The sequence below is a fragment of the Pseudomonas sp. WT-JTC genome (genome assembly GCF_056711565.1).
Genome location: NZ_CM160042.1, coordinates 5,896,830 through 5,908,962 on the forward strand (window position 1 = coordinate 5,896,830; position 12,133 = coordinate 5,908,962).

Sequence of the window (12,133 nt, forward strand, 5' to 3'; positions counted from 1 at the left end):
TGAGGTGATGCCGAGCATCCTCCAGCCGGGCCTGCATTGCAATGCCTGCAAGACTACCCGGTCACAGGCTGTGCCAGAAGCGGTACAAAGTGTCACGCCGGCTGTACCGAAAGCGTCACGGGCGTGCTCCGTACGTCCGACAAAAATCGCGCAAGGTCTTGATTTACCTGAGATGCAACGCACTGGCCCGGCCCTTGCTCTACGCTTAAAGCAAGCGCACATGCGCGTCTTCCTTATAAGCACAAGAACCAAGGAGAAACCATCATGCGTTACGCTCACCCCGGTACTGAAGGCGCTATCGTTTCGTTCAAAGCCAAATACGGTAACTACATCGGCGGCGAGTTCGTCGCGCCTGTCAAAGGTCAGTACTTCACCAATACCTCGCCAGTGAATGGCCAACCGATTGCCGAATTCCCGCGCTCCACGGCCGAAGACATCGACAAGGCCCTGGACGCTGCCCACGCCGCTGCCGATGCATGGGGCGCCACCTCAGCCCAGGCGCGCTCGCTGGTGCTGCTGAAAATCGCCGACCGCATCGAACAGAATCTGGAAACCCTGGCGATCACCGAATCCTGGGACAACGGCAAAGCCGTGCGCGAAACCCTCAACGCCGACATCCCTCTGGCCGCCGACCACTTCCGCTACTTCGCCGGCTGCCTGCGCGCCCAGGAAGGCAGCGCTGCCGAAATCGACGGCAACACCGTGGCCTATCACATTCATGAACCGCTGGGCGTGGTCGGGCAGATCATCCCGTGGAACTTCCCGATCCTGATGGCTGCCTGGAAGCTCGCCCCGGCGCTCGCTGCCGGCAACTGCGTGGTGCTCAAGCCTGCCGAACAAACCCCGCTGGGCATTACCGTGCTGGTCGAACTGATCGGCGACCTGCTGCCACCGGGCGTGCTGAATATCGTGCAAGGCTTCGGCAAAGAAGCCGGTGAAGCGCTGGCCACCAGCAAGCGCATCGCCAAGATTGCCTTCACCGGCTCGACCCCGGTCGGCTCGCACATCATGAAATGCGCCGCCGAAAACATTATTCCGTCTACCGTGGAGCTGGGCGGCAAATCGCCGAACATCTTCTTCGAAGACATCATGAAGGCTGAACCGTCCTTCATCGAGAAAGCCGCCGAAGGCCTGGTGCTGGCATTCTTCAACCAGGGCGAAGTCTGCACCTGCCCTTCCCGTGCACTGGTGCAAGAGTCGATCTACGACGAGTTCATGCAGGTGGTGATGAAGAAGGTCCTGCAAATCAAACGTGGCGACCCGCTGGATACCGACACCATGGTCGGCGCCCAGGCGTCCGAACAGCAATTCGACAAGATTCTTTCGTACCTGGAAATCGCCAAGGGCGAAGGTGCCGAGCTGCTGACCGGCGGCAAGGTGGAAAAACTCGAGGGCAACCTGGCAAGCGGGTACTACATCCAGCCGACGCTGCTCAAGGGCACCAACAAAATGCGCGTGTTCCAGGAAGAAATCTTCGGCCCGGTGGTGAGCATCACCACCTTCAAGGACGAAGCCGAAGCCCTGGCCATCGCCAACGACACCGAGTTCGGCCTGGGTGCCGGCCTCTGGACCCGCGACATCAACCGCGCCTACCGCATGGGCCGCGCCATCAAGGCCGGTCGTGTGTGGACCAACTGCTACCACCTGTACCCGGCCCACGCCGCGTTCGGCGGGTACAAGAAGTCCGGCGTCGGCCGTGAAACCCACAAGATGATGCTCGACCACTATCAGCAGACCAAAAACCTGCTGGTGAGCTACGACATCAACCCGTTGGGCTTCTTCTAAAAAACCGGGGGGCGATGCAGGTATTCCTGTGTCGCCCTTTCGATAGTCATCGCGAGCAAGCCCGCTCCCACAGGGGATTTGTGTAGTCCCACATTAGATAACCGACACAAGTCCAATGTGGGAGCGGCGGTGCGACGATTCGACTTGCCCGCGAAGACGTCCTTCATGACACAACACAAAGGCTGGCCGCTCTGGCACGGGCCTTGCGTACCCGTCATTCAGGATCTGCACCCAACCCGTCGTACCCGAAAGTCCAAAAGATCGAACAATAAAAAATAGAGAGGACTTATGACTACTTCTTCCACACAGCTCAAACCCACACTCGGCACCCTGCACTTATGGGGCATTGCCGTCGGCCTGGTGATTTCCGGCGAATACTTCGGCTGGAGTTACGGCTGGGGCACCGCAGGCACACTGGGTTTCCTCGTCACTGCGTTGATGGTGGCGACGATGTACACCTGCTTCATCTTCAGCTTCACCGAGCTGACGACCGCGATTCCCCATGCTGGCGGGCCATTTGCCTATAGCCGCCGGGCCTTTGGCGAGAAAGGCGGGTTGATCGCCGGCATCGCCACCCTGATCGAATTCGTCTTTGCACCACCGGCCATCGCCATGGCCATCGGCGCCTATCTCAACGTGCAATACCCGGAACTGGACCCGAAGATCGCCGCCGTTGGCGCCTATTTCGTGTTCATGGGCCTGAATATCCTCGGCGTCAGCATCGCGGCCACCTTCGAACTGGTGGTCACCGTGCTGGCCGTCGCTGAACTGCTGGTGTTCATGGGCGTGGTCGCGCCGGGCTTCAGCTTCAGCAACTTTGTGCTCAATGGCTGGTCGGGTGCCAATGAGTTCACGATGGGCTCGATTCCTGGCATTTTCGCCGCCATTCCCTTCGCGATCTGGTTCTTTCTCGCTATCGAAGGTGCAGCCATGGCTGCCGAAGAAGCCAAGGACCCGAAACGTACAATCCCCAAGGCCTACGTCAGCGGCATTCTGACGCTGGTGTTCCTGGCCATCGGCGTGATGGTGATGGCGGGCGGTGTCGGCGACTGGCGCCAGCTGTCGAACATCAACGATCCGCTCCCCCAGGCGATGAAAGCGGTGGTCGGCAACAATTCGACCTGGATGCACATGCTGGTGTGGATCGGCCTGTTCGGCCTGGTGGCGAGTTTCCACGGGATCATCCTCGGCTACTCGCGGCAGTTTTTCGCCTTGGCCCGTGCCGGTTATCTGCCCGCCGGCCTGGCAAAGCTTTCGCGCTTCCAGACACCGCACCGGGCGATCCTGGCCGGCGGCGTGATCGGCATTGCGGCGATCTACAGCGATGGCCTGGTCAATCTGCAAGGCATGACCCTGACGGCGGCGATGATCACCATGTCGGTATTCGGCGCCATCGTGATGTACATCATCAGTATGCTGAGCCTGTTCAAGCTGCGTAAAACCGAACCGAACCTGGAACGCACCTTCCGCGCCCCGGGTTATCCGATCGTGCCGGGTATCGCGCTGTTCCTGGCGGTGGTGTGCCTGGTGGCGATGGCGTGGTTCAACACCTTGATCGGCCTGATTTTCCTCGGCTTCATGGCTGCCGGTTACCTGTACTTCCAGCTGACCGCCAAGCAACGCTCCGAGGCACCGGCAGACGCTATGCTCGAAGGTGTCTGAATGCACCGGCACCGGGCTCACTGACCGGTGCCGGCCATATTGAAGTGCACGCAGTTCCCATGTTGGAGCGGGCTTGCTCGCGAAGGCATCGTGTCAGTCGACATTTATTTGGAATGGCACACCGCATTCGTGAGCAAGCCCGCTCCCACAGGAAAAGCAGATCGCAGTAATTATTGGAGGACTCCGCCCCATGGCCGCATTCGCCCATACCGTCGGCGCCCAGACTTACCGCTTCGACAGCCTCAAGGAAGTGATGGCCAAGGCCAGCCCGGCACGCTCCGGAGATTTTCTGGCCGGCGTCGCAGCCCTCAATGACGGCGAGCGCGTCGCGGCACAGATGACGTTGGCCGACACCCCGCTGAGCCATTTCCTGCAGGAAGCACTGATCCCCTACGAATCCGATGAAGTCACCCGCCTGATCATCGATACCCACGACAAACAAGCCTTCGCCGTCGTCAGTCACCTCACCGTCGGCGGCTTTCGCGACTGGCTGCTCAGTGATGCCGCCGACGAACAGGTCCTGCGAGCCCTCGCCCCCGGCCTGACTCCGGAAATGGTTGCTGCGGTATCAAAGATCATGCGTGTGCAGGATCTGGTGCTGGTTGCGCAAAAAATCCGCGTGGTCACGCGGTTTCGCGGCACCCTGGGCCTGCGCGGTCGACTGTCCACGCGCCTGCAACCGAATCACCCCACCGACGAACCGGCCGGCATCGCCGCAAGCATTCTCGACGGTCTGCTGCACGGCAATGGCGACGCGATGATCGGCATCAACCCCGCCACCGACAGCATCGCCTCGATTTGCGCGATGCTGGAGATGCTCGACGCGATCATCCAGCGCTACGAGATCCCGACCCAGGCTTGCGTACTGACCCATGTCACCACGTCGATCGAAGCGGTCAATCGCGGTGTCCCGTTGGACCTGGTGTTCCAGTCGATCGCCGGCACCGAAGCGGCCAACGCCAGTTTCGGCATCAACCTGAGTATATTGAAGGAGGGCTATGACGCCGGCTTGAGTCTGAATCGCGGCACCCTGGGCCAGAACCTGATGTACTTCGAAACCGGCCAGGGCAGCGCCCTGTCGGCCAATGCCCACCATGGCGTCGATCAACAAACCTGCGAAACCCGCGCCTACGCCGTCGCACGTCATTTCAACCCGTTTCTGGTGAATACGGTCGTCGGCTTCATCGGCCCGGAATACCTGTACAACGGCAAACAGATCATCCGCGCCGGCCTGGAAGACCACTTTTGCGGCAAATTGCTTGGTGTGCCCATGGGTTGCGACATCTGCTACACCAACCATGCCGAAGCTGACCAGGACGATATGGACACCCTGCTGACCCTGCTGGGTGTCGCCGGGATCAACTTCATCATGGGGATCCCCGGCTCCGACGACATCATGCTCAACTACCAGACCACCTCGTTTCACGACGCGCTCTATGCCCGGCAGACCCTGGGGCTCAAGCCTGCGCCGGAGTTCGAGCAATGGCTGGCAAAAATGGGCATCTTCACCCAGGCGGACGGCCGGGTTCTGTTTGGCAGCAACCTGCCACCAGCCTTCCGCCAAGCCCTGGCGCAACTGGGATGAGTAATGACATGGACAAACTACCTTTCGATCCCCACAACCCATGGCTGGAACTACGACGCCTGACACCGGCACGAATTGCCCTGGGTCGCACCGGCACCAGCATTCCCACCCACGCCCAACTGGACTTCCAATACGCCCACGCCCAGGCGCGGGATGCGGTGCATTTGCCGTTCGATCACACGGCACTCAGCTCACAACTGGCCGAACGCGGGCACGAAAGTCTCTTGCTGCACAGCGCGGCGATCGACCGCAACAGTTACCTGCAACGCCCGGACCTGGGACGAAAACTGAGTGACACGTCGGCAAAGAGCCTGCGCACGTATGCTTCGGCACATCCTGGCGGGGTCGATTTGGTGATAGTGATCGCCGACGGCTTGTCGGCGCTGGCCGTTCATCGCCATACCCTGCCCTTTCTGGCGCGCCTCGAAGAACAGATTGCAGCCGAAGGCTGGACTGTAGCGCCGGTGATATTGGTGGAACAGGGGCGCGTGGCGGTCGCTGACGAAATCGGTGAATTGCTCGGAGCAAAAATGACCGTAATCCTCATCGGCGAACGTCCTGGCCTCAGCTCTCCGGACAGCCTGGGTTTATATTTCACCTACAATCCCAAGGTCGGCCTTACCGATGCCTACCGTAATTGCATCTCCAACGTGCGGCTCGAAGGCCTGAGTTACGGCATGGCGGCACACCGTTTGCTGTATTTGATGCGCGAAGCCTGCCGACGGCAGTTGTCAGGGGTCAATCTGAAGGATGAAGCACAGGTTCAGACACTGGAGTCGGACGTGGGAGCCGACATGAAGGGTAATTTCCTGCTCGGCCCGCCGAATGCCTGAACCGCTTCTGCATTGCACACTCGTACCAGTTTCAGGCAGGATCGTGGCGCGGCCGCCAAGGGTTTCCCATCGCCGTCATAGACGTAGACAGCCACTTGAAGACGAGACCTACCATGCGGATTATTCAAGCGACCCTCGAACACCTGGACCTGCTGACCCCGTTGTTCGTCAAATATCGTGAGTTTTATGGCTCCCTGCCGTATCCGGACTCGTCCCGGGCGTTCCTCGAAAAACGCCTGCGTCGCAAGGAGTCGGTGATCTACCTGGCGCTGTCCGATGACGACAGCAACAAACTGATGGGTTTTTGTCAGCTTTATCCGAGTTTCTCCTCGCTTTCGCTCAAACGTGTGTGGATCCTCAACGATATTTATGTCGCCGAGGACGCCCGCCGCCAGTTGGTGGCCGACAACCTGATCCGCACCGCCAAAAAAATGGCCAAGGAAACCAATGCCGTGCGCATGCGTGTTTCCACCAGCAGCAACAACGAAGTCGCGCGCAAAACCTACGAATCCATCGGATTCAAGGAAGACACCGAATTCAAGAACTATGTGCTGCCGATCAGCGACGAACTCTGAATCACCTGCACCTGTGGGAGCGAGCAGGCTCGCTCCCACAACGTCTGGTATCAAGCCATCGGTCTTGCCATGACATTCCCCGCTACAATATCGACGCGATTTTCACCTCTCGCCTCGTATAATCCCGAACTTCCCGGCTTGTAAGAAAAACTACCCTTATCCGTAGTCTTACGCGAAGTCATCCGCACAGGCCTGCTGAGTCGGGCCATTACCACAGGTGCTTTCCATGGATTTCAACCCGATCGATATTGTCCTGCATCTCGACGTCTACCTCGACATGCTCGTAACCAACTACGGGGCATGGATCTACGCCATCCTGTTCATGGTGATCTTCTGTGAGACTGGCCTGGTGGTCATGCCCTTCCTGCCGGGCGACTCGCTGCTGTTCATCGCCGGTGCCGTGGCGGCCGGTGGCGGCATGGACCCGGTACTGCTTGGTGGCCTGTTGATGCTGGCGGCGATTCTGGGCGACAGCACCAACTACATCATCGGACGAACGGCGGGTGAAAAACTGTTCAGCAACCCGAATTCGAAGATCTTCCGCCGCGACTACCTGCAACAAACCCACGACTTCTATGACAAGCATGGCGGCAAGACCGTGACCCTGGCGCGCTTCCTGCCCATCATCCGCACCTTTGCACCCTTCGTCGCCGGTGTGGGGAAAATGCCTTATCCGCGTTTCTTCGCCTTCAGCGTCTTCGGCACTGTCCTGTGGGTCGGCGGGCTGGTGACGCTCGGTTACTTCTTCGGCAATGTGCCGTTCATCAAGAAGAACCTGTCGCTGCTGGTGGTTGGCATCATCCTGCTCTCGCTGGTGCCGATGATCATTGGCATGGTACGTAACCGCCTTGCGGCTTCGAGCTCCAAAGCCGAATCGCGCTGACACGATGTGGTCCCTGAGCGCCTGGCGTCGCCGGCGCACCCTGGCAAAGCACCCGATTGCCGATGACATGTGGCAACGGGTGCGCCAGCACCTGAGTTTTCTCGATGGCATCAGTGCCGCCGAAGACCAATGGCTACGCGAAGCTTGCGTGCTGTTCCTCGAAGACAAGCACCTGACCGCCCTGCCCGGCGTCGAATTGCATCAGGAGCAACGCTTGCTGCTCGCTGCCCAGGCGCAACTGCCGCTGCTGCACCTCGGCGACCTGAACTGGTATCAGGGCTTCCACGAAATCATTCTCTACCCCGACGACTTCCTCAGCCCTCAGCGCCATCGCGATGCCAGCGGCGTCGAGCACGAATGGGACGGTGAGCACAGCGGTGAAGCCTGGCAGCAAGGCCCGATCATCCTCGCCTGGCCGGGTGTGATGGCCAGTGGTGGCTGGGAAGGCTACAACCTGGTGATCCACGAACTGGCGCACAAACTCGACATGCTCAACGGCGTCGCCAACGGCCTGCCGCCGTTGCATCCCGACATGCGGGTCAGCGACTGGGCCAACGTCATGCAAAAGGCCTACGACGACCTCGACCGGCAACTGGAGCGCAATCCCGACGCCGAAACGGCCATCGACCCGTATGCCGCCGAAAACCCTGCCGAGTTCTTCGCCGTCACCAGCGAATACTTCTTCAGCGCTCCGGATTTGCTGCACGAGGGTTATCCACAGGTGTACCAGCAGCTGAAGTTGTTCTATCGCCAGGACCCGCTGGCGAGGTTGAAGCAACTAAAGGCGCATGACCCTGTCTATCAGGCAGACCAGTAAGCGCCATACGACTTCTGGTACATGGCGTCGACCCAGGAATATGCCTATAATCGCCGCCACTTTTTGGTCAATCCGGCCAAGTATTTCTGGTCAACTAACGGGGGCAACGCCCAATGAGCTACAGCAAGATTCCGGCTGGCAAAGACCTGCCGAACGACATCTACGTCGCGATCGAGATTCCGGCCAACCACGCGCCGATCAAATACGAAATCGACAAAGACAGCGATTGCCTGTTCGTTGACCGTTTCATGGCCACCCCAATGTTCTACCCGGCCAACTACGGTTACATCCCGAACACCCTGGCTGACGACGGTGATCCCCTCGACGTGCTGGTTGTAACCCCTTACCCGGTTGCTCCAGGTTCGGTGATCCGCGCTCGTCCGGTCGGCATCCTGAACATGACCGACGACGGTGGCGGCGATGCCAAAGTGATCGCAGTCCCACACGACAAGCTGTCCCAGCTGTACGTGGACGTGAAGGAATACACCGACCTGCCAGCGCTGCTGATCCAGCAGATCGAGCACTTCTTCGCGAACTACAAAGATCTCGAAAAAGGCAAATGGGTGAAGATCGAAGGCTGGGCTGGCGCAGACGCCGCCCGCGACGCGATCACCAAGTCGGTTGCTGCCTATAAGGGCTAAAAGCAGCCGCGAGCTTCAAGCTCCAGGCTTCAAGAAAAACCCCGGGTGATCCGGGGTTTTTTGTGGGTGCTTGATAAGCACGCCAAACGGCCCGTTTAACCGTGGCAGCTCTTGGTTTTTGCATGTTTAAAATTCCCCAAGAGCATCTTACATCCGGTCGTAAATTTCCCGCGAAATTTGAACGAGGCGTTTATTCAAACCCCTACCAGCCGCCAGTAGACTCGTGTTCATGAAAAAGAACACAAGCGGCCCACGCTTTAAAGCGCTCCTCGAAGCAGCGAACATCACAACCACCGGATTTGCCGACTTTCTGGATACGGCTCCGCAAAATGTACATAACTGGTACACCCGTGGCGTGCCCGCCCACTGCATGGAAGAAGTCGCCAGAAAACTCTCCGTCAGCAGCGATTGGCTGAAAACCGGCGAAGGCCTGAAAGACGCCCAACACCTGCGCCTGCTCGACGAATCCGGCAACACCTTCGATGCCCAGACCATTCGCGGTGTCTACACGGTCATCGAGCCTGCCGACGTCGAACTGCCTTTCTATACAGAAGCTTTTATCGCCCCGGGCTCCAACAAAACCCACGTCATAGAAGACCCCAAGCAATCGATCCGCCTGCCCCGCAGCCACCTTGACTCCCTGGAAATCAACCACGCCGACGCCATTTGTGCCTTCATGAGCGGTAACAGCATGGGAGAGAAAATTGAAGACGGTTCGACCCTGGCGATTGACCGAGGCCTGACCCAGATCATCGATGGCGAGATCTACGCCATCGAACATGACGGCATGCTACGCATCAAGTACCTGCACCGATTGCCGGGCAACTCCCTGCGACTGCGCAGCCACAACCGCGCCGAATACCCGGATGAAATCTTCAGGGCCGCACAGATCGAAGAGCAGAACATCAGGGTGCTGGGTTGGGTATTCTGGTGGTCGACCCTGAACAAACGGCGGCCGGCGGTACCGTTTCTTTAAGCGCTCCAGACCACCCATTGCCGCCCCACCCGAGTGGCCCGGCGGCTCTGCCTCGCACTTCCCGCTGGGAATTTCCATCAAACCTGCGTATGCTGCGCCCCACATTTGCGCATCGACCCGCCTTGCGGCTCGGATGCACTGACCTGGCAGATGACTTTCTCACCAGGTCCCACAGCCGGACGCAAGATCCGGGTGTACGTTTTGAAGGCTGGCGCGGTTTACCAAAAATGATCCAAGCCAGTCCCCGAGAAGCCGGCCACAAGCCGGCTTTTTAATGCCCGAAAATCAAGAACTACGGGGTTCTTCGATCTAGATATCTATTTGTTCCCCCATTTATTCCCCCAACTCTATCAACCCAAAACGGCAACATGCTGCTAAAGGAAAAATTGGTGACGACTCCACTAGCTCACCTCTGACTCCGAAAGCACAAGTCAGCCTGCCTAAACCAATGTTCAACGTACAGCAGTGCAGCTTCCTAGCCTTGCTTCTTGCTACGTGGTTTTGACACCCGATTCGATGGTTCCAGAAAGAAAAATGCGTAAATTAAGGATCGTCCGCAGCACTCCGCTGCGCCTTGTTAGGACTCGACGATGGCCGCTAAGCATCCCTCCTCTCTACCCCGCCGCATTCTGCGTTTGCCCGCTGTGCTGTCCCTTACCGGGCTAGGCCGCACTTACATTTACGAACAGATGAAAATGGGGAAATTCCCACAATCCAAACCTATTGGAGTTCGAGCTGTTGGCTGGGATAGCCTGGAAATTGAAGCCTGGGTAAACGAGCGGCTGAATGGGAACTAAACTCATGACATCCGCGCCAGACAAAGAGTCGCTCTCCCCCATAGCTCCACTACCACTAATGTCAGATACAAGGGAGGCAATGCCTTACCCTGTGGACTCGTTACCACAAACTTTGCGCGACGCTACGCTAGCCATTGCAGAGCACGTTCAAGCCCCTCTTGCTTTAGCCGGGCAATGCGTACTTGGTGCCTTAGCTCATATAGCCCAGACACGCAGAAATGCCCCCCATCTGCATAATCCTTCTGGCATGCCGTGCTCACTGAACATGCTCACCTTGGGGATGTCTGGTGATCGCAAAAGCGCCTGTCGAGATTTAGCATTCGCCGTTATCGACAAAGCGGAACTCACCGCATATCAAACATATAAGCAATCACTCAGGGAAACTCTCAAATCGGCCAATTTGCTCAAAGGCAAAGCACGAGATGAGTTTCTGATTGCTAACCCGCTGCCAGCAGACCCCCGCAGTCAATATACAGATGCGACATTCGAACCAATCGCTGGAGACTTCATCCGAGGAAAGCCCGCAGCGTCCTGGGACAGCGATGAAGGAGGACAACTTTTTGGTGGGTCCTCACTTAAGGCTGATACCAGAGTCTCAACGCTAGGCGGGCTGTGCAAAGCGTTTGACAAAGGTTATTTTTCACGCCACAGATCCGCAGGGAACTTGGAGGGTTCTGGCACTGCTGAACATCGACGCCTAAGCATCCATCTTATGGCTCAACCAGTGGCGGTGAAAGATGCTCTAGATGATCCACTGATGAAGGGCCAAGGTTTTTTACCGAGATTCCTATTTGCATACCCCGACACCATTGCGGGTACCCGCTTCCTAAGCGTTGAACAGCTTGCGCGGAACAGCTACGACGATCCGCGTCTACAGCGCTTCTGGAACACTTGTAAGGCTATTATGGCCAGTCCCGAGTACATTGACCCCGAAACCAGTGAAGTACACCCACCGGTGCTGGAACTGAGTGCAGGGGCAACTCAGACTTGGCTGGACTTCTATAACGAAGTTGAGCGCGAGCAACACCCGCTAGGGAAGTACGGTGACATGCGCCCCTTTGCTGGGCGTGCTGCCGAAATCGCCCGACGTTTAGGTGCAGTGTTGGCCTGCGCAGAAGGCGCAGATCTAATTGATGTCGAATGCATGCGCAGGGGCTGCACGCTTGTCGACTACTCACTGTCTGAATGGCTTCGGTATGGCGCGGGTGAAAAGCCTAAATCGACGCTAACGCATGCCAACGATCTCGTGAATTGGCTACTTGCCCCATCCCGCGCATTCCATTGGACCGAATTTCACCGCGACAAACTCAGCAAATCAGGGCCACCGCCCATGCGCCCTGCAAAAGTGCGTGACAAACTGCTGGAGATTTTGGTCGCTCATAACTACTTACTAACCTCCGACAACAAAAACTTCCAGATGAATCCCCTTGCGAGATCTGAGGATTGTGCGGGAATGCAACAATCACGCGACTTCGCTGCTAAGCGGCGTCTGCGGGAAGACGCGGAAGCCGCACAGGTATCGCCACTTTCCGCGATACTCCTCAAGCTCTCCACAGGAGTGAAAACCACGTAAACCGTA

General features: G+C 58.1%; 11 protein-coding genes. All 11 read left to right on the plus strand.

The features are described from left to right. Positions 1-264: 264 nt before the first annotated feature. A complete protein-coding gene (gene exaC / locus AC06G5_RS26820; protein ID WP_007994183.1) occupies positions 265-1,785 on the plus strand; it encodes an acetaldehyde dehydrogenase ExaC in 1,521 nt (506 codons plus the stop codon). A 288-nt stretch (positions 1,786-2,073) separates the two neighbouring features. Continuing rightward, positions 2,074-3,447, plus strand: coding sequence for an ethanolamine permease (eat, locus tag AC06G5_RS26825; RefSeq protein ID WP_413703961.1), 1,374 nt, complete (start codon positions 2,074-2,076; stop codon positions 3,445-3,447). 190 nt (positions 3,448-3,637) lie between these two features. After that, the gene (locus tag AC06G5_RS26830; protein WP_413423597.1) at positions 3,638-5,032 is read left to right on the plus strand and encodes an ethanolamine ammonia-lyase subunit EutB; all 1,395 of its coding nucleotides are present in this window, start codon (positions 3,638-3,640) and stop codon (positions 5,030-5,032) included. A gap of 8 nt (positions 5,033-5,040) precedes the next feature. Next, positions 5,041-5,865 (plus strand): ethanolamine ammonia-lyase subunit EutC, encoded by an 825-nt coding sequence (eutC, locus tag AC06G5_RS26835; protein WP_413423595.1) that lies wholly within the window; start codon positions 5,041-5,043, stop codon positions 5,863-5,865. Between the two features lie 113 nt (positions 5,866-5,978). Then, entirely contained in the window at positions 5,979-6,440 is a 462-nt protein-coding gene (locus AC06G5_RS26840) for a GNAT family N-acetyltransferase (RefSeq protein WP_413423593.1), read from the plus strand. A 226-nt stretch (positions 6,441-6,666) separates the two neighbouring features. After that, the gene (locus tag AC06G5_RS26845) at positions 6,667-7,323 is read left to right on the plus strand and encodes a DedA family protein (RefSeq protein ID WP_413423591.1); all 657 of its coding nucleotides are present in this window, start codon (positions 6,667-6,669) and stop codon (positions 7,321-7,323) included. Positions 7,324-7,327: 4 nt separating this feature from the next. Then, complete coding sequence (locus AC06G5_RS26850; protein WP_480458575.1) at positions 7,328-8,140, plus strand: M90 family metallopeptidase; 813 nt, start codon at positions 7,328-7,330, stop codon at positions 8,138-8,140. A gap of 113 nt (positions 8,141-8,253) precedes the next feature. Beyond that, the gene (ppa, locus tag AC06G5_RS26855; RefSeq protein WP_007894323.1) at positions 8,254-8,781 is read left to right on the plus strand and encodes an inorganic diphosphatase; all 528 of its coding nucleotides are present in this window, start codon (positions 8,254-8,256) and stop codon (positions 8,779-8,781) included. Between the two features lie 229 nt (positions 8,782-9,010). Beyond that, positions 9,011-9,757 (plus strand): LexA family transcriptional regulator, encoded by a 747-nt coding sequence (locus tag AC06G5_RS26860; protein ID WP_413423587.1) that lies wholly within the window; start codon positions 9,011-9,013, stop codon positions 9,755-9,757. 590 nt (positions 9,758-10,347) lie between these two features. Next, the gene (locus tag AC06G5_RS26865) at positions 10,348-10,554 is read left to right on the plus strand and encodes an AlpA family phage regulatory protein (RefSeq protein ID WP_480458576.1); all 207 of its coding nucleotides are present in this window, start codon (positions 10,348-10,350) and stop codon (positions 10,552-10,554) included. Further along, on the plus strand, positions 10,544-12,127 hold the full coding sequence (locus AC06G5_RS26870; RefSeq protein WP_480458577.1) for a DUF3987 domain-containing protein: 1,584 nt from the start codon (positions 10,544-10,546) through the stop codon (positions 12,125-12,127). Before AC06G5_RS26865 ends, AC06G5_RS26870 begins: the two co-directional genes overlap by 11 nt. The last annotated feature ends 6 nt before the right edge of the window (positions 12,128-12,133 follow it).